Annotated in this window: 16 protein-coding genes; 13 read left to right on the top strand and 3 right to left on the bottom strand. The window is 70.6% G+C overall.

Going from position 1 to position 16,271, the window contains the following annotated elements:
• The first annotated feature begins 14 nt into the window (after nucleotides 1-14).
• The 5 genes from AC0IW9_RS07505 to AC0IW9_RS07485 all read left to right on the top strand — a co-directional run bounded on the left by AC0IW9_RS07505 (nucleotide 15) and on the right by AC0IW9_RS07485 (nucleotide 6,661).
• The gene (locus tag AC0IW9_RS07505) at nucleotides 15-977 is read left to right on the top strand and encodes a Bug family tripartite tricarboxylate transporter substrate binding protein (protein WP_471647597.1); all 963 of its coding nucleotides are present in this window, start codon (nucleotides 15-17) and stop codon (nucleotides 975-977) included.
• A gap of 52 nt (nucleotides 978-1,029) precedes the next feature.
• On the top strand, nucleotides 1,030-2,664 hold the full coding sequence (locus AC0IW9_RS07500; protein WP_471647596.1) for a GMC family oxidoreductase: 1,635 nt from the start codon (nucleotides 1,030-1,032) through the stop codon (nucleotides 2,662-2,664).
• Between the two features lie 320 nt (nucleotides 2,665-2,984).
• Nucleotides 2,985-4,625 carry a long-chain fatty acid--CoA ligase gene (locus tag AC0IW9_RS07495; RefSeq protein ID WP_471647595.1) on the top strand — a complete coding sequence of 547 codons (1,641 nt, stop codon included), beginning with the start codon at nucleotides 2,985-2,987 and terminating at the stop codon, nucleotides 4,623-4,625.
• A complete protein-coding gene (locus AC0IW9_RS07490) occupies nucleotides 4,622-5,014 on the top strand; it encodes a VOC family protein (protein ID WP_471647594.1) in 393 nt (130 codons plus the stop codon). The genes AC0IW9_RS07495 and AC0IW9_RS07490 overlap by 4 nt, the downstream gene beginning before the upstream one ends.
• A gap of 30 nt (nucleotides 5,015-5,044) precedes the next feature.
• Nucleotides 5,045-6,661, top strand: a complete 1,617-nt coding sequence (locus AC0IW9_RS07485; protein ID WP_471647593.1) for an ABC transporter substrate-binding protein — start codon at nucleotides 5,045-5,047, stop codon at nucleotides 6,659-6,661.
• Nucleotides 6,662-6,726: 65 nt separating this feature from the next.
• On the opposite strand, the gene AC0IW9_RS07480 is transcribed toward AC0IW9_RS07485, so the two are convergent.
• Nucleotides 6,727-7,491, bottom strand: a complete 765-nt coding sequence (locus AC0IW9_RS07480; protein WP_471647592.1) for an EAL domain-containing protein — start codon at nucleotides 7,489-7,491, stop codon at nucleotides 6,727-6,729.
• 222 nt (nucleotides 7,492-7,713) lie between these two features.
• Here AC0IW9_RS07480 and AC0IW9_RS07475 point away from each other — a divergent pair, with 222 nt between their 5' ends.
• The 7 genes from AC0IW9_RS07475 to AC0IW9_RS07445 all read left to right on the top strand — a co-directional run bounded on the left by AC0IW9_RS07475 (nucleotide 7,714) and on the right by AC0IW9_RS07445 (nucleotide 13,178).
• Nucleotides 7,714-9,333 (top strand): ABC transporter substrate-binding protein, encoded by a 1,620-nt coding sequence (locus AC0IW9_RS07475; RefSeq protein ID WP_471647591.1) that lies wholly within the window; start codon nucleotides 7,714-7,716, stop codon nucleotides 9,331-9,333.
• Nucleotides 9,334-9,372: 39 nt separating this feature from the next.
• The gene (locus AC0IW9_RS07470; RefSeq protein WP_471647590.1) at nucleotides 9,373-9,708 is read left to right on the top strand and encodes an NIPSNAP family protein; all 336 of its coding nucleotides are present in this window, start codon (nucleotides 9,373-9,375) and stop codon (nucleotides 9,706-9,708) included.
• Nucleotides 9,705-10,049 carry a CidA/LrgA family protein gene (locus tag AC0IW9_RS07465; RefSeq protein WP_471647589.1) on the top strand — a complete coding sequence of 115 codons (345 nt, stop codon included), beginning with the start codon at nucleotides 9,705-9,707 and terminating at the stop codon, nucleotides 10,047-10,049. Before AC0IW9_RS07470 ends, AC0IW9_RS07465 begins: the two co-directional genes overlap by 4 nt.
• Nucleotides 10,046-10,765 carry an LrgB family protein gene (locus AC0IW9_RS07460; RefSeq protein WP_471647588.1) on the top strand — a complete coding sequence of 240 codons (720 nt, stop codon included), beginning with the start codon at nucleotides 10,046-10,048 and terminating at the stop codon, nucleotides 10,763-10,765. The genes AC0IW9_RS07465 and AC0IW9_RS07460 overlap by 4 nt, the downstream gene beginning before the upstream one ends.
• Nucleotides 10,766-10,979: 214 nt before the next feature.
• Nucleotides 10,980-11,441 (top strand): GcrA family cell cycle regulator, encoded by a 462-nt coding sequence (locus AC0IW9_RS07455; protein WP_471647587.1) that lies wholly within the window; start codon nucleotides 10,980-10,982, stop codon nucleotides 11,439-11,441.
• A gap of 83 nt (nucleotides 11,442-11,524) precedes the next feature.
• A complete protein-coding gene (locus AC0IW9_RS07450; protein WP_471647586.1) occupies nucleotides 11,525-12,403 on the top strand; it encodes a DMT family transporter in 879 nt (292 codons plus the stop codon).
• A gap of 7 nt (nucleotides 12,404-12,410) precedes the next feature.
• Nucleotides 12,411-13,178, top strand: coding sequence for a class I SAM-dependent methyltransferase (locus AC0IW9_RS07445; RefSeq protein WP_471647585.1), 768 nt, complete (start codon nucleotides 12,411-12,413; stop codon nucleotides 13,176-13,178).
• On the opposite strand, the gene AC0IW9_RS07440 is transcribed toward AC0IW9_RS07445, so the two are convergent.
• Nucleotides 13,141-13,884 (bottom strand): transglycosylase SLT domain-containing protein, encoded by a 744-nt coding sequence (locus AC0IW9_RS07440; protein ID WP_471647584.1) that lies wholly within the window; start codon nucleotides 13,882-13,884, stop codon nucleotides 13,141-13,143. The two genes, AC0IW9_RS07445 and AC0IW9_RS07440, sit on opposite strands and share 38 nt — an antisense overlap.
• A 511-nt stretch (nucleotides 13,885-14,395) precedes the next feature.
• Nucleotides 14,396-15,772, bottom strand: a complete 1,377-nt coding sequence (locus AC0IW9_RS07435; protein ID WP_471647583.1) for an Nramp family divalent metal transporter — start codon at nucleotides 15,770-15,772, stop codon at nucleotides 14,396-14,398.
• A gap of 136 nt (nucleotides 15,773-15,908) precedes the next feature.
• Here AC0IW9_RS07435 and AC0IW9_RS07430 point away from each other — a divergent pair, with 136 nt between their 5' ends.
• Complete coding sequence (locus AC0IW9_RS07430) at nucleotides 15,909-16,235, top strand: ArsR/SmtB family transcription factor (protein WP_471647582.1); 327 nt, start codon at nucleotides 15,909-15,911, stop codon at nucleotides 16,233-16,235.
• The last annotated feature ends 36 nt before the right edge of the window (nucleotides 16,236-16,271 follow it).

The following is a 16,271-nucleotide window of genomic DNA, read 5'->3' as shown; positions in this document are numbered from 1 at the left end:
GGAGGACCCGCTCAATGCTGACCCGTCGCGCCGCTTTCGCTCTCCCGCTGCTCGCCCCCGCCATGGCGAGCGCCCAGGAGGCCTATCCCAGCCGCGCCATCAGCGTCGTCTCCGGCTATGCCCCGGGCGGCGTCACCGACGTCACCTCCCGCGCCGTGGCCGAGCGCATCGGCCGCGAGCTGGCCGTCCCCATGGTGGTCGAGAACCGGGTCGGCGCCGCGACCGCCGTCGCCAATACCGCCGTCGCCCAGGCCCGGCCCGATGGCTACACCCTGCTGATGGGCACCTCCACGCTCGCCATCAACCCCGGCCTGCAGCCGAGCCTGACCCCGAAGGAGCCGCTGAAGGATCTCGCCCCCATCGGCATGGTCTTCCGCACCGCCTTCGTCCTGCATGTCCACCCGGACGTGCCCGCCCGCACCACCGCGGAGCTGATCGCGTATTGCAAGGCGAACCCCGGCAAGCTGAATTTCGGCAGCAGCGGCACCGGCGCGGTCAACCACCTGGCGCTGGCGCTGTTCGCCCAGGCGGCCGGGATCGAGGTGACCCACATCCCCTATCGCGGCGGCTCCCCCGCCCTGCTCGACCTCCGCGCCGGCCGCATCCAGGCGATGTTCCAGGCGGTGCTCGAGGCCCTGCCGAGCCTTGGCGACAACGCCACGCGCGGTCTCGCCATCTCCTCCGCCGAGCGCTCCACCCTGCTGCCGGACATCCCGCCCGTCGCGGATACGCTGCCCGGCTTCGACGTGGTCTTCTGGCAGGGCCTGTTCGCCCCCGCCGGTACCCCCGCGCCGATCCTGGCGAAGCTCGGCACCGCCCTGCGCACGGCGACGGAGGACACGGTGCTGCGCGCCCGCATGGCCGAGCAGGGCGTCACCATCACCACCGGCGACGCGGCCATGCTGCACCGGACCCTGGCCGACGAGACCGCCATGTGGGGCAAGCTGATCCGCGAGGCCAGCATCCGGCCGGAATAGGCGCGCCCCCGTACCGCATGCCACACTCCGGCAAAACAACCGGAGGGATCCCATGCCAGAAGGCACGACCAGGGACGGCGGCGCCGTTGCCGCCGTCCACACCACAGACGTGCTGGTGCTCGGCGCCGGCTCGGCCGGCTGCGTCATCGCCGCCCGGCTGTCGGAGGACGGCGCCACCCAGGTCGCCCTCATCGAGGCCGGCCCCGCCGCCTGGCGCGACCCCTGGATCCGCATCCCCGCCGGCTTCGCCCGGCTCTATGCCTCCGGCAAGTACGACTGGCGCTACCACACCGAGGCCGAGCCGGGCCTCGACGGCCGCAGCATCCACTGGCCGCGCGGCAAGGTGGTCGGCGGCTCGGGCGCGGTGAACGGTCTGGTCTTCCTGCGCGGCTCGCCGCGCGACTACGACCGCTGGGCGCAGTCCGGCGCGCGCGGCTGGGCCTATGACGACGTGCTGCCCTATTTCAAGCGGCTGGAGACCTGGTCGGGCGAGCCCTCGGAGGAGCGCGGCACCGACGGCCCGATCCACGCCTCCGAGGCCCGCCACAGCTCCCCCGGCGCCCAGGCCTTCGTCGCGGCGGCGCTGGCCATGGGGCAGAAGCGGGTGAAGGATTTCAACGGCGCCTGGCACGAGGGCGCCGGGCCGATGCAGATGAACGTCAAGGGCGGCTTCCGCAGCCATTCCGGCGACATGTTCCTCAAGCCCGCCCGCAACCGGCCGAACCTGCGGATCATGCCGGAGCGCAGCATCCAGCGGCTGCTGTTCGAGGGCAGCCGGTGCATCGGCGCCCTGGTGCGCGGCCCGGCGGGGCTCGAGCGCTGGGAGGTGCGGCGGCATGTGGTGCTGAGCGCAGGCGCCATCGGCACGCCGCAGATCCTGATGCTGTCCGGCATCGGCGACGGCGCGCAGCTGCAGGAGCACGGCATCGAGACGCGCCTCCACAGCCCCGGCGTGGGCCAGAACCTGCAGGACCATTTCCTGCAGCGCATGCGCTACCGGGTGAAGCCCTGCGGCACGGTGAACGAGCTGGTCCGCGGCCCCTTCGGCAAGCTGCGCATGGCCGCCCGCTACGCCTTCGACCGCCGCGGCCCGATGTCCATCGGCGCGGCGGAGGCCAACCTCTTCGCCCGCGTGCTGTCCGGCGCCGAGGAGCCGGACATGCAGTACCTCTTCGTGAATTTCACCGTCACCACCTACGAGGATGGCCCGGACCCCTGGCCCGGCTTCATGTTCAGCGCCTGCCAGTGCCGCCCCGACAGCCGCGGCACCATCTCCCTCCGCAGCGCCGACCCCGACGACAAGCCGGTGATCCGCGCCAACTACCTGGAAGCCGCGCATGACCAGCACCTGATGGTGGAGGGCGTGAAATACGCCCGCCGCCTGGCCGCGCAGGGCCCGCTGGCGGCGCTGATCGAGGAGGAGCTGACCCCCGGCCCGCAGGCCCATACGGACGAGGAGATCCTCGCCCATATCCGCCGCGACGGCGGCACCGTCTACCACCCCTGCGGCACCGCCCGGATGGGCGACGACGCCCTGGCCCCGGTCGACCCGCGGCTGCGGCTGAAGGGGATCGAGGGGCTGATGGTGGCGGATGCCAGCGTCATGCCGCTGGTGCCGTCGTCCAACATCCAGCCGGCGGCGCTGATGATCGGCGAAAGGGCGGCGGGCTTCCTGCGCGCGGCCTGAGGCGGGGAGGGGGGTTAGGATAATAATCTGGTATCCAGCCCCCCGGCTTGCTATCATTGGCTTGTCGAACTTCCCGCCTCGGCATCCTGCCGCGCAAGCGCTGGAATTCTAAATTTTCTCCCTGTAAACCCAACGAAAACAAATACTTAAGCCCAAAAATTTATTGAATTTGAGGCGAATTTTATGGAATTGAGGGAAATTTAGCCGAATTTAGTCAGATTTAGGGGAATTGAGCCGAATTTATCCGGCCCCGCAGCGCCCTTGCCGCCACCCCGGGCCACCCCCAAACTCCGGCCAACACCAACGGGGAGACAACCAAGATGCTGGGCCTGATGCAGGACCGACCGCTGCTGATCTCCAGCCTCCTGGATCACGCCGCCCGCAACCACGCCGGCGCCAAGATCGTCTCCGCCCGCCCCGATGGCAGCCTGGTGCGCCACACCTGGCCCGAGATCGCCGCCCGCGCCGCCCAGCTCGCCCATGCCCTGACCGCCCGCGGCGTCCAGCGCGGCGAACGCATCGCAACGCTGGCCTGGAACGAGCACCACCACCTCGAGGCCTACTACGGCATCTCCGCCATGGGCGCGGTGCTGCATACCGTGAACCCGCGGCTCTTCCCCGGCCAGATCGCCTATATCCTGGCCGATGCCGCCGATACCCACCTGCTGGTCGACCCGACCCTGCTCGCCGGCGCCGAGGCCCTGGTGGACAAGCTGCCGCCCAGCCTCCGCGCCATCATCGTCATGGGGACCGAGGCCGATATCCCGGCCGACTGCCCGCTGCGCGGCCGCTTCGAGCTGCTGGCCCAGGAAAGCCTCATCGCCGGGCAGCCCACGCAGTTCGACTGGCCCGAGCTCGACGAGCGCAGCGCCTCCTCGCTCTGCTACACCTCCGGCACCACCGGTGAGCCGAAGGGCGTGCTCTACAGCCACCGCAGCACCGTCATCCACGCCATCAGCACCCTGCAGAAGGATTGCTTCGCCATCGGCGCCGCCGACGTGGTGATGCCGGTGGTGCCGATGTTCCATGTGAATGCCTGGGGCATCCCCTACTCGGCCGCCGCCGCCGGCGCCTCCCTCGTGCTGCCGGGCCCGAAGCTCGACCCCGCCAGCCTGCACCGGCTGATCGAGGAGGAGGGCGTCACCTTCTCCGCCGGCGTCCCCACCCTCTGGACCGCGCTGCTGAACTGGCTGCGGGCCGAGCCCGGCCGCCGTTTCGCCGCGCCGCCGCGGCTGGTGGTCGGCGGCACCGCCCTGCCGACGGCGATCAACGCCGGCTTCCTCAAGGAATACGGCGTCTCCATCCTGCATGCCTGGGGCATGACCGAGATCAGCCCGCTCGGCACCACCAATGCCCGCAAGCCGGAGAATGCGGATTGGGACGCCGATCGCTTCCTCGACTATGCCCGCAAGCAGGGCCGCCCGCTCTTCGGCGTGGAGCTCCGCATCCGCGACGGTGCCGGGGCCGAAATCCCCCATGACGGCGTGGCCTTCGGCGAGCTGGAGGTCCGCGGCCCCTGGGCGGCGGCGGCCTACTTCAACCGCCCCGACGATGCCGCCTTCACCGCGGATGGCTGGTTCCGCACCGGCGACGTCGTCACGATGGACGACCTCGGCTGCATCGAGATCGTCGATCGCGCCAAGGATGTCATCAAATCGGGGGGCGAGTGGATCAGCTCCATCACCCTCGAGAACCTCATCATGGGCCACCCGGCGGTGCAGGAAGCCGCCGTCATCGCCATCGCCCACCCCAAGTGGGACGAGCGCCCGCTGCTGCTGGTCCAGCCGAAGCCCGGCATGACGCCGAGCGCCGCCGAGATCCTCGCCTATTACGACGGCAAGGTGGCCAAGTGGTGGATCCCGGATGCCGTCGAATTCGTCGAGAGCCTGCCGCATACCGCGACCGGCAAGCTGTGGAAGGCCGATCTCAAGACCCGCTACCAGGGGCGCGTGGCGGGGTGAGGTTCCGCTTCGACCATATCCACCTCCGCGCCGCCGACCCCGGCGCGATGGCGGATTTCTTCACCCGGCTGTTCGGGGCCGAGGCGGAGCCGGAGGGCCGTCCCGGCCGGCATATCCTCCGCCTCGACGGGCAATTGCTGCTGATCGCCCCCTCCAACCCGGAGTTTCCGGCCGGCCCCGGCCCCGCCTTCCCGCACCTGGGCCTCGAGCACATCGGGCTCGGCGTCGACGACCTCGATGACGCCTGCGCCGCCCTCCGTGCCAAGGGGGCCGAGATCACCGTCGGCCCGATGCAGGCCGGCCCCGGCTTCCGCCTCGCCTTCATCCGCGGGCCGGAGGGGGTGATGGTCGAATTGCTCGAACGCCGGCCGCAGCACGATCCTTGCTAGGCACCCGGGGCCTATTCAGGGAGCCCTGCCTTGCGCCTTCGCCCCGCCGCCGCCCTCACACGCCTGGCCCTCGCCGCCGGCCTGCTCGCGCCCTTGGCGGCGCAAGCCCAGGCCCCCAAGGTCCTCCGTGTGGCGATGACCGCCTCGGACGTCCCGACCACCACCGGCATGCCGAACAACGGCTCCGAGGGCATGCGCTTCCTCGGCTTCCCGGTCTTCGAGCCGCTGGTGAACTGGGACCTCTCCCGCGCCGACAAGCCGGCCGATATCATGCCCGGCCTCGCCACCGCCTGGACCCAGGACCCGGCGGACGGCAAGAAGTGGCGCTTCGACCTGCGCCAGGGCGTCAGTTTCCACGATGGCTCAGCCTTCTCGGCCGATAGCGTCATCTGGAACCTCGACCGCTTCTACAAGAACGACAGCCCGCAATTCGATGCCGCCGGCGCCGCGCTGGCCCGCGGCCGGGTCTCGATCCTGACCGGGTACCGGAAGATCGACGCCAATACCGTCGAGCTCGAGACCGCCCGGCCGATCTCCTACCTGCCCTATCTGCTGACCTGGATCCTCTTCACCTCGCCGCAGTCCTGGGAAAGCAACGGCCGCGACTGGGCCAAGGTGGCGACGGCCGGCGCCGCCGGGACCGGGCCTTTCCGCATCACCCGCTTCGTGCCGCGGCAATCCGCCGAGATCTCGCGCAACGACAACTACTGGGACCCGAACCGCCGCGCCAAGCTCGACCGCATCCTGCTGCTGCCGATGCCGGAGGCGAATACCCGCCTCGCCGCGCTGCGCTCCGGCCAGGTGGACTGGATCGAGGTGCCGCCGCCGGACGGCATCCCTGGCCTTCGCTCGGGCGGCTTCCAGGTGGTGACCAACAGCTACCCGCATGTCTGGCCCTGGGTCTTCGCCGCCGGCCGCGCCTCCAGCCCGACGTCCGATGTCCGGGTGCGCCAGGCGCTGAACTACTGCTTCGACCGGGACGGCATGGTGACGCTGCTGAACGGCACGGCGGAGCCGAGCGTCGGCTTCTACAAGCCGAACGACCCGCTGTTCGGGTCCCCGCAGAACCGCTACCGGCTGGATGCGGCCAAGGGCCGCGCGCTGCTGGCCGAGGCCGGCTATGGCGCGCAGAAGCCGCTGAAGCTGACCATCGGCATCTCCACCAGCGGCTCCGGCCAGATGCTGCCGCTGCCGATGAACGAGTATCTCCAGCAAAGCCTGAAGGAGAATTGCGGCGTCGAGATCGGCTTCCAGGTGGTCGAGTGGAACACCCTGCTGGCCGGCCTCAGGGCCACGCCGGATGCGCCGCAATGGCTGGGTGCCGATGCGCTGAACATCAGCCTGGTCTCCTCGGACGCCTCGCAGATGGCGCGCTGGTTCCTGTCCTCCAACGCCACGCCGGTCGGCTCCAATGCCGGGCATTGGCGGGATGCCGAGTTCGACGCCGCCTTCGCCGCGGTCGAGACCAGCACCGACCCGGCGGCCATCACCGCGGCGCTGACCAAGGCGCATGAGCGGCTGGTCGATGGCGCGCCCTGGCTCTACATCGTCCACGACCTCAATCCCCGCGCGATGACGCGGCGGGTGCGCGGCTTCGTCTCGGCGCAGTCCTGGTACCAGGACCTGACGCGCGTCGACCTGCAGTAGTCCGCCTTCGCCACGAAGTCGCCGAGGGGGCCGGGGAGACTACCTTCTCCCCGGCCTTCCCCGCCTCAGGGCACCCGCGCCGGAGCCAGCCTGCCGACCACCGGACGCCCCACCAGCCAGCCCTGCACCAGCCCGATGCCGAGCCCGCGCAGCGCGTGGTAATCGGCCGCCTTCTCCACCCCCTCCGCCACCGCCCGCATGTCGAGCGCGCCGCAGAGCCCCGCCACGCAATGCAGGATCGCCTGCTGCGCCAGGTCGCCCGCCACGTCCTGCACCAGGGACCGGTCCAGCTTCACGACGTCCGGCCGGAAGGCGGAAAGCCGTCCGAGGCCCGAGTTGCCGGCGCCGAAACCGTCCATCGCCGTCAGCACCCCGGCCGCACGGCAGGCGGCGCCGAATTGGCCGAGCGCCACCGGATCGGCCTGCTCCGCATCCTCGGTGACTTCGAGCATGAGCTGGCTGGGCGCGAAGCCGCACTTTGCCGCGGCCTCCAGCAGAGGGGCCAGCCGCCGCTCGGTGGCGGCCGCCGGCAGGATGTTCAGCGAGAGCAGCGCCCCGGTCCGCGCCAGCCCGGCCGCCGCCGCGGCCTCGATCGCGCGGAAGCGGCAGAGGCTGTCGAAGCGGTGGCGATCCGCCCGGTCCACCCGGGCGAAGACCCAGCCGGCGTCCTCCTCCTCCGGGCCGCGCACCAGCGCCTCATAGGCGAAGATGGCGCCGGTCGCGGTATCGAGGATGGGCTGGAAGGCGGTGGCGATCGGCGGCCCGATGGGCCGGCCGATATGGCCGGGGCGCGGCAGGTGCAGCAGTCTCGCGGTTCTGGCCGGACGCATGGGCGGCTCCCCTGTGTTGCGGGCATCCTGCGGGCGGCCTGTCGCCGCTGCATGTCGCGCGCCGGCCCGGGCGTGTCGCAAATGTCGCGTGAGGCGGCGCGGCGATGGGCAGGGTTGCCCAGGCTTTGGGCAGGGCGGTGGCCCGCGGCGCGCGGGGGATAGCGCTGGCGCTTGCATGCTCCTTGCATCGAGGCGGTGACATCGACTGGGATGGAACCGCAGATGACGTGCACCGGGATATTCGGAAGGCTTCGTTGGGGCCTTGCCATCGCCGCGCTGCTGGCCGCCGGCCAGCCGGCGCTGGCGCAGCAGAAGACGCTCCGCATCGCCATGACCGCGGCCGACGTGCCGACCACCACCGGCATGCCGAACAACGGCTTCGAGGGGATGCGATTCCTCGGCTATCCCAGCTTCGAGGGGCTGGTGCTCTGGGATCTCAGCCGGGCCGACCGGCCGGCGACCCTGCGGCCGGGCCTGGCCGAAAGCTGGGCGCAGGATCCGGCCGATCCGAAGACCTGGATCTTCCGGCTGCGCCAGGGCGTGAAATTCCACGACGGCACGGATTTCACCGCCGATAGCGTGATCTGGAACCTCGACCGCTTCTTCAAGACCGACAGCCCGCAGTTCGAGCCGGCCGGCAGCGGCATCACCCGGTCGCGCATCCCGATCATGGCGAGCTACCGCAAGATCGACGACCGGACGGTGGCGATGACCACCACCCGCGTCGCCAGCTACTTCCCCTACATGGCCGTCTATATCCTGTTCATCAGCCCGAACAGCTGGGAGCAGGGCGGCCGCGACTGGGCCAAGGTCGCGGCATTGCCGCCGGCCGGGACCGGGCCCTTCCGGCTCTCCCGCTTCACCGCCCGCGTCTCGGCCGAGCTGACGAAGAACGAGGGGTATTGGGACACCGCCCGCATCCCGAAGCTCGACCGCGTGCTGCTGCTGCCGATCCCGGAGGCGAATAGCCGCCTCGCCGCGCTGCGCTCGGGCCAGGTGGACTGGGCCGAGGTGCCGCCGCCGGATGCGATCCCCTCGCTGCGGGCCGCCAATTTCAACGTGGTGACCAACAGCTATCCGCATGTCTGGCCCTGGTTCTTCCAGACGGGCGGCGCCGCCACGCCCTTCCGCGACGTCCGGGTGCGGCAGGCGCTGAACTACTGCGTCGACCGCGCCGGGCTGGTGCAATTGCTGAACGACACGGCGGAGCCCTCCGTCGGCTGGCTGAAGCCCTCCGATCCGCATTTCGGCAGCCCGCAGAACCGCTACGGCTTCGACCCCGCCAAGGGCAAGGCGCTGCTTGCCGCGGCCGGCTTCACGCCGCAGCGGCCGCTGCGCTTCAAGGTGATGATCTCGGCCAGCGGCTCCGGCCAGATGCTGCCGCTGCCGATGAACGAATACATGCAGCAGAACCTGAAGGAGGCCTGCGGCGTCGAGGTCTCCTTCGAGGTGACGGAATGGAACACGCTGCTGACCGCGATCCGCCAGGGGCCGGAGGCGCCGATCCTGAACGGCGCGACCGCGGCGAACCCCTCCTCGCCCTCCTCCGATCCGGCGGTCGCGGCGCGGTATTTCCTGCAGGCCTTCGTGCCGCCCAATGGCTTCAACTGGGGCCAATGGAACGACCCGGAATTCGAGGCCGCCTTCAGCGCGCTCGAGACTGCGACCACGCCGGCCGCCTATGACGCCGCCTATGCGAAGGCGCATGAGCGGCTGGTGGACAACCCGCCCTGGCTCTTCATCGTGCACGACCTGAATCCCCGCGCGATGTCGCGCCGGGTGCGCGGCTTCGTCTCGGCGCAATCCTGGTTCCAGGATCTCGTGACGGTGGACCTGCAATAGCGGCCGATGGATCATGGCGGCGGAGAAGGAGCCGCCGCCATGATCGTCGACCTGCGCATCTACACCACCCTGCCGAACCGGCTGGCCGATTTCGTCGCCCTGTACGAGGAGCAGGCCTGGCCGCTGCAGCTCAAGCACCTCGGCCACTGCGTCGGCTGGTACACGACGGTGGAGGGCGAGCTGAATACCGTGGTGCATATGTGGGGCTACGCGGACCAGGGCGACCGGGAGAAGCGCCGCATGGCGATGGCCGCCGACCCGGAATGGGCCGCCTATCTCAAGGTCGCGGCGCAGCAGGGGGCGCTGGTGAAGATGCAGAACCGCATCATCCGCCCGACCGGCTTCTTCGAGGCCTATAAGGCCGGCAAGGCTTGATCGGCGCGCTCGCCGCCCTGCTCACCTGCCAGCTGGCCGGCGAGGTCGTGGCGCGCGCGCTGCACCTGCCGGTACCGGGGCCCGTCATCGGCATGGTGCTGCTGTTCGTGGCACTGCTGCTGCGGGGGCGGGAGGCGCCGCCGGCGCTGGACGCGACGGCGGATGCGTTGCTCGGCAACCTCGGGCTGCTGTTCGTGCCGGCGGGGGTGGGGGTGGTGCTCTACCTGCCGCTGCTGGCGCGGGACTGGGCGCCGCTGTCGCTGGCGGTGGTGGTGGGCACGCTTTCGGCCATCGCCGTCACGGGCCGGCTGGCGCAATGGCTGCTGCGGCGGCTCGGATGAGCGAACTCGGGGAAATCTGGGTCTATCTGGCGCGGGAGCCGCTGGCGGCGCTGACCGCGACCCTGCTCGCCTGGCTGGGCGCGCTGCGGCTGCAGCGGGCCTTCGGGCGGCATTCCCTGGCCAATCCCGTCCTCTTCGCGGTGGCGCTGCTGGCGGCGGGGCTGCTGGCCACCGGCATCGATTACCGCAGCTACTTCGAGGGCGCGCAATTCGTGCATTTCCTGCTTGGCCCGGCGACCGTCGCGCTGGCGGTGCCGCTCTACCGGCAGTGGCATGTGGTGCGGCGGGCGGCGGGGGTGGCGGCGCTCTCGGTCATCACCGGCGGGGTCTTCGCGGCCGGCGTCGGGGTGGCGATCGCGTTGGCGCTGCGGGCGGCGCCGGAAGTGACGGCTTCCCTGGCGCCGCGTTCCGTCACCACGCCGGTCGCCATGGGCATCGCCGAGCGGATCGGCGGGCTGCCGTCCCTGACCGCGGCGCTGGTGATCTGCAGCGGCATCACCGGCGCGGCGCTGGGGCCGCTGGTGCTGGACTGGGTGCGGGTGCGGGACATGCGGGCGAGGGGACTCGCCATCGGAACTGCATCGCATGGGATCGGCACCGCCCGGGCGCTGTCGGTCAGTGCCGCGGCGGGGGCCTTCAGCGGGCTGGCGATGGGGCTGAACGCCTTGGCCTCGGCGCTGCTGCTGCCGTTGCTCTGGCGGCTGGTCTTCGGCTGAGGACCGGTTTTCGATTCGGAATCGAATTATGCACGCAAGGCGGTCGCGGAATGCCCATTTCCGAAGTCCGAATCGGCCGATCCGATGCGAAGCCGGGCTTTTCCACAGCTTTTACGACCTCCGAAGCACGCCAGAACTTGTGGCCATGCCGTGCGATATCCTACCGTATCTAGTGGGCGGCTAAATCTGGTAGGCCCGGGATTGGGAGAACCACATGGACTGGACGGCAGAGGCTATCGACCAGCTCCGTACGTTTTGGGCAGAGGGTCATTCGACGGCCGAGATCGGCCGGCGCATGGGCATCTCGAAAAACGCCGTTGTCGGCAAGGCGCATCGTCTGAACCTCGATGCCCGGCCCAGTCCGATCCGCCGCGATGCCGAGGCGGCCGACCGCACCGCCACGGTGCAGCCCCGCCGTGCCCCGGCCAGCCCGGGCACCCCGCGTGAGGCCGCCGCGACCCGCCGGGTCGAGAAGCCCGGCGCCCAGGCCGCCAGTGCCGTCGTTCGTGCCTTCCCCCGTGCTTCCCTCCGGAGCTGCTGCTGGCCGCTGGGCGAGCCGGGCACCCCGGATTTCCGCTTCTGCGTCGCCGAGGCGACGACAGGCAAGCCCTATTGCCAGGAACATGCCGCCGTCGCCTATGTGAAGGCGCGGGACCGGCGGGAAGACGCGGCCTGATTTCTGCTGCGTCGCACAATCGGGGTTGCCGCGGGGATTGGCCGGGGCGATCCTGGACGAATGGTTAGATCACTCGCCAGCCGATGAAGGGCTGGGTCGCCGGCGTCGCCCTGCAGTTGCTGGCGCTGGCCGGATTCACCGGCATGGATACCCTGCTCAAGCTGCTGACGGCGCACTACGCCGTGCCGCAGCTCATGTGGGCACGGTTCCTTTTCAGCCTGCTGGCCGTCGCGCTGCTGTTCCGGGTGACCATGGGGCGGCTGCCCTGGCGGTCCCGGGCGCCCTGGCTGCAGGCCTGGCGCAGCCTGATGCTGGCGGGCGCCAACCTGATGTTCTCGACCGCCCTGCCGCATCTGCCGCTGACCGATGCGACCGCCATCGGCTTCGCCTCCCCGTTGTTCACCGTGGCGCTGGCGGCGGTCTGGCTGCGGGAAAGGGTGGGCTGGCGCCGCTGGCTCGGCGTCTGCATCGGGCTGGCCGGGGTGCTGGTGGCGATCCGGCCGCCCTTCCTGACCGGAGGCGCGCCGATGCACTGGGCGGTGGTGCTGCCGCTCGGCACGGCGGCGATGTTCGCGGTGTACCAGATCCTCACCCGCAAGCTGGCGGCGATCGACGATCCGCGCACCACCATCCTGCATACCGGCTTCGCCGGCGCGATCGTGACCACGCTGGTGCAGCCCTTCGTCTGGATCTGGCCCGGAGCGCTGGACTGGGGGCTGCTGGTGGTGCTCGGCCTGCTGGGCGCGGTGGGGCATGGGCTGCTGGTGCTGGCCTATGCAAGGGCGCCGGTCAGCCTGCTGGCGCCGCTGTCCTATACCCAGCTCGTCTGGGCGGTGCTGGCCGGCGTGCTGGTCTTCGGCGACTGGCCGGATGGCTGGACCCTGGCGGGGGCGGCGGTGATCGCTGCGGGCGGCATCCTGGTTGCCCTGCCGGAAGGGCGGCGCGAACCGCAGGGGAGCTAGGCAACCCATGCAGGCCGGTCGCGCTTGCGTCCCGACCGCCATTGGTCTAGCGCATGGCGTAACGCCGGAGGAGAGCCGCGCCATTTCCCACGCCAGGCTGCAGCAGCCCCAAAGCAAGCAGATCGACCGGTTGGGGCATCCGCGGGCGGCGCTGGACGCCGAATCGGTCCGCGACGCCTATCGCCGCTGGGCCGGCGTCTATGACGGTGTCTTCGGCGGCGTCTCCGGCGCGGGCCGCAAGCGCGCGGTGGCGGCGGCCAACAAGCTGCCCGGGACCCGCGTCCTGGAAGTCGGCGTCGGCACCGGCCTCGCCCTGCCGCTCTACAATGCGCAGAAGCGCGTGGTCGGCATCGACCTGTCGCGCGACATGCTGCGCCATGCGCGGGAGCGGGTGACGAACCTCGGCCTGCGCAACGTCGTCGGCCTGGTCGAGATGGACGCCGAGTCCATGGCCTTCGAGGACGCGAGCTTCGACATCGCCGTGGCGATGTTCACCGCGACCGTGGTGCCCGATGCCAAGCGGCTCTACCGGGAAATGTGCCGGGTGGTGCGGCCGGGGGGCGAGCTGCTTTTCGTCAACCATTTCGCGGCCGAGGGCGGCCTGCGCTGGTGGGCCGAGCGGACCCTGGCGCCGCTGTCCCGCGTGCTGGGCTGGCACCCGGATTTCGCCCTGACGGATCTGCTGGAAGACCCGAAGCAGGCGGTCGAGATCACCGAATGCCCGCCCTTCGGGCTCTTCACCCTGGTGCGCGTGCCGAACCTCGCCTTGGCGTGACCGCCGGCTTGCCCGCCTGGCGATGACAGGCGAGGCGCGGGCGGGGACCGCCGCCGCCACGGCGGATGACCAGGGCCGGGCCCAGCCCCGGGGCGCAGAGGCCGGCGACGGTCTGGATCGGCAGCGGGACCATGCCTCCGGCACCCCAGGCGGCACCCAGCCGGGCCAGCATCACCTTGCGGTGATAGGCGCTGCCGCGTTCGATCTCCCCTGAATGATATTGCGCGATGGCATCGGCCCAGTTGCCGGTGCGGGCGCGCAATTCCTTCAGGAAACGGATCGCGTAGCGCAGGTTGGCGGCGGGATCGAAGCCCTCGGCCGGGCTGGCGAAGGCCTCCGGGTGATAGAGCAGGTTGACCTGCATGCAGCCGACATCGACCGAGCGGCGACCGCTGGCGAGGAAAGCCTCGACCCGGGCAATGGCGGCTTCGCGCGTCGGCTCGGCATGGCCTTCGCCTTCCGCGTTCCAGCTCCAGGGCCAGGGCTCGATGCGGCCGCGCGGATCGGCCCGGCCGGTCTCGACCAGGGCGATGGCCAGCAGCAGGCCGGGGGGCAGGCCGCTGCCGCGTTCCTGGGCCTGGATGGCGAGGCGGCAGGCACTCCAGGGATCGGCGCGCGGCGCTTCGGCCGGCTGGGCGCGGGCGGCGCCACACAGCAGCAGTAATGCCAGCAGCATGGCGCCGGCCCGATAGGGAAGATCAGCCATTCCGGGATGCAACCGGGGCGGATCCAGGCTGACGGTCGGGCATTTGCTTCTACCTTTTGCTGTCCTGACCGACGTTGCAACAAGCTCCGAAGGGCCGGTTCTGGGGAGGCGCTGCCGATGCGCGTGACGACGCTTCGTGACCGCATGGTGCTGCCTGTCCTGGCCGGGGTCCTGCCGCTGCTCACCCATAACCTGGAACCATCTAGCCGGATTTCCGGGCCGGGCGGCAAAGGGTGAAGATCCAGGCGCTGGATCTGGTCCGGGCCCTGGTGATGGCGCTGCAGGAACTGGCGACCGATGCGGTCAGGCATGGTGCGCTGTCCGATGCCGGGGGCAGTGCGTTGCCGGACGCTGGAGGCGGGCGACGGAGCGGGCGTTGGTGCGGGACCTGGGGCCGCGCAGCCTCGTGACCCCGGATTTCCCGCCGGCGGGGATGCCGGCCACCATCCGCATCGTCACCCGGCCGGTCCGGCCGGGTGACGATGCCCTCGCGGAGCGAGGCCATGCCGCCTCAGCCGAAGAGGATGTCCCAGAACAGCTTCAGGTTCAGCGCGACGATCACCAGGGTCGTCGCCCAGCCGAGCACGAGTTGCCACCGCGGCGCGGCATCATCCCCGAGCCGCTTGCGATCCCCGGCGAAGAGCATCAGCGGCACCACGGCGAAGGGAAGCTGGAGGCAGAGCACCACCTGGCTGAGGATGAGGAGCTGCGCCGTGCCGCTGGTGCCATAGAGCCAGGTGACGATCACCGCCGGGACGATGGCGACCAGCCGGGTGATCAGCCGGCGGATGACCGGCGGCAGCTTCAGGCCGAGGAAGCCTTCCATCACCACCTGGCCGGCCAGGGTCGCGGTGACCGTCGCATTCAGCCCGCAGGCGAGCAGGGCCACCGCGAAGAGGGTGGCGGCGACGGCGGTGCCGACCATGGGCGTCAGCAGCTCATAGGCTTCCTGGATCTCCGCCACCTCGGTCCGGCCGCCGGCATGGAAGACGGCGGCGGCGGTGATGAGGATGGCGGAGTTCACCAGCAGGGCCAGGCCCAGGGCGACGCTGCTGTCGATGGTGGCGAAGCGGATCGCCTCCCGCTTGGCCGGAGCGCCGGGGGCCAGGGCGCGGGACTGCACCACGGCGGTATGCAGGTAGAGGTTATGCGGCATGACCGTCGCGCCGAGGATGCCGATGGCGATGTAGAGCTGGGTCTCGTTGGTGAGGATGCTGGCGCTGGGGACATAGCCCTCCAGCACCGCCGCCCAGTCCGGCTGGGCATAGGCGAGCTGCACCGCGAAGCAGCCGAAGACCAGGAAGATCAGCCCCGCCACCAGGGCTTCCAGCCAGCGGACGCCGCGGTGCTGCAGCCAGAGGATGAGCAGGGCGTCGAGCGCCGTCAGCAGCACGCCGATGATGAGGGGGATGCCGAAGAGCAATTGCAGGGCGATGGCGGTACCGATCAGCTCCGCCAGGTCGGTCGCGCAGATCGCGATCTCGGCCAGCAGCCAGAGGACGAGGTTGACCGGGCGGGGAAAGCGGTCGCGGCAGAGCTGGGCGAGATCCCGGCCGGAGGCGATGCCGATCCGGGCGCAGAGCGCCTGCAGCAGCATGGCCATGAGCGAGGAGACCAGGGCGACGCTGAGCAGGGTATAGCCGAAGGCCGACCCCCCCGCGAGGGCGGTGGCCCAATTGCCGGGGTCCATGTAGCCGACGGCGATGAGGTAGCCGGGGCCGATGAAGGCCGAGAGGCGGCGTAGCCAGCCGGCGGCATTGGGGATGCGGACGCTGCCGTGCATTTCCGGCAGGCTGACGTCCTGCGGGGCGGCGGGCGCCGGGGCCTGTGGGGCCGGGGCCTGTGAGGCCGGGGGCCTCGGCGGCAGGGGCTCGGGGCGGGTCAGCATGGGGTCAAGCCGCAGCCGACGGGTGAACAGGTCTTCAACTGTTCAGAGGTTCCTTGTTTTTTCAGTGGGTTATGATGGTATCGAGTTGCGCTCGCGACGGTTTCCTGTCAAGGGCGTAAGCTGAAGGCGAGGGTGCATGCGCGGACGGATCCGGATCGGCGACGACCAGGTTGTTGAATTGGCGGAAATGTTCCGTCTGATGAGCGACCCGACGCGGCTGAAGATCATCCTGGCCTGCCTCGATGCGCCGGCGGCGGTGGGGGAGATGGCGGAGCGGCTTGGCATCTCCGCCTCCCTCGTCTCGCACCACCTGCGGCTGCTGCGCGCGGCCCGGCTGCTGCAGGCGGAACGGCGGGGCCGGCAGGTCTTCTATGCGGTCCAGGACGAGCATGTGCGGTCCATGCTCTCGGACATGGTGGATCACGTGGCCGAGGTGGATGCCGAGGCCGAGGCCGCGGGCTGACGAAACGCGGTTTTCCGGCCCGGACTTGCGCATCCC

The sequence above is a fragment of the Belnapia sp. AC561 genome (assembly GCF_979252845.1).
This window is presented reverse-complemented; position numbering and strand designations above follow the sequence as displayed.

Coding starts and splice junctions, on each gene's coding strand:
- AC0IW9_RS07500 (WP_471647596.1), top strand. CDS start 1,030: ATGCCAGAAGGCACGACCAGGGACGGCGGCGCCGTTGCCGCCGTCCAC.
- AC0IW9_RS07445 (WP_471647585.1), top strand. CDS start 12,411: ATGCAGGCCGGTCGCGCTTGCGTCCCGACCGCCATTGGTCTAGCGCAT.
- AC0IW9_RS07460 (WP_471647588.1), top strand. CDS start 10,046: ATGAGCGAACTCGGGGAAATCTGGGTCTATCTGGCGCGGGAGCCGCTG.
- AC0IW9_RS07495 (WP_471647595.1), top strand. CDS start 2,985: ATGCTGGGCCTGATGCAGGACCGACCGCTGCTGATCTCCAGCCTCCTG.
- AC0IW9_RS07430 (WP_471647582.1), top strand. CDS start 15,909: ATGCGCGGACGGATCCGGATCGGCGACGACCAGGTTGTTGAATTGGCG.
- AC0IW9_RS07450 (WP_471647586.1), top strand. CDS start 11,525: ATGAAGGGCTGGGTCGCCGGCGTCGCCCTGCAGTTGCTGGCGCTGGCC.
- AC0IW9_RS07470 (WP_471647590.1), top strand. CDS start 9,373: ATGATCGTCGACCTGCGCATCTACACCACCCTGCCGAACCGGCTGGCC.
- AC0IW9_RS07505 (WP_471647597.1), top strand. CDS start 15: ATGCTGACCCGTCGCGCCGCTTTCGCTCTCCCGCTGCTCGCCCCCGCC.
- AC0IW9_RS07475 (WP_471647591.1), top strand. CDS start 7,714: ATGACGTGCACCGGGATATTCGGAAGGCTTCGTTGGGGCCTTGCCATC.
- AC0IW9_RS07440 (WP_471647584.1), bottom strand. CDS start 13,884: ATGGCTGATCTTCCCTATCGGGCCGGCGCCATGCTGCTGGCATTACTG.
- AC0IW9_RS07480 (WP_471647592.1), bottom strand. CDS start 7,491: ATGCGTCCGGCCAGAACCGCGAGACTGCTGCACCTGCCGCGCCCCGGC.
- AC0IW9_RS07435 (WP_471647583.1), bottom strand. CDS start 15,772: ATGCTGACCCGCCCCGAGCCCCTGCCGCCGAGGCCCCCGGCCTCACAG.
- AC0IW9_RS07455 (WP_471647587.1), top strand. CDS start 10,980: ATGGACTGGACGGCAGAGGCTATCGACCAGCTCCGTACGTTTTGGGCA.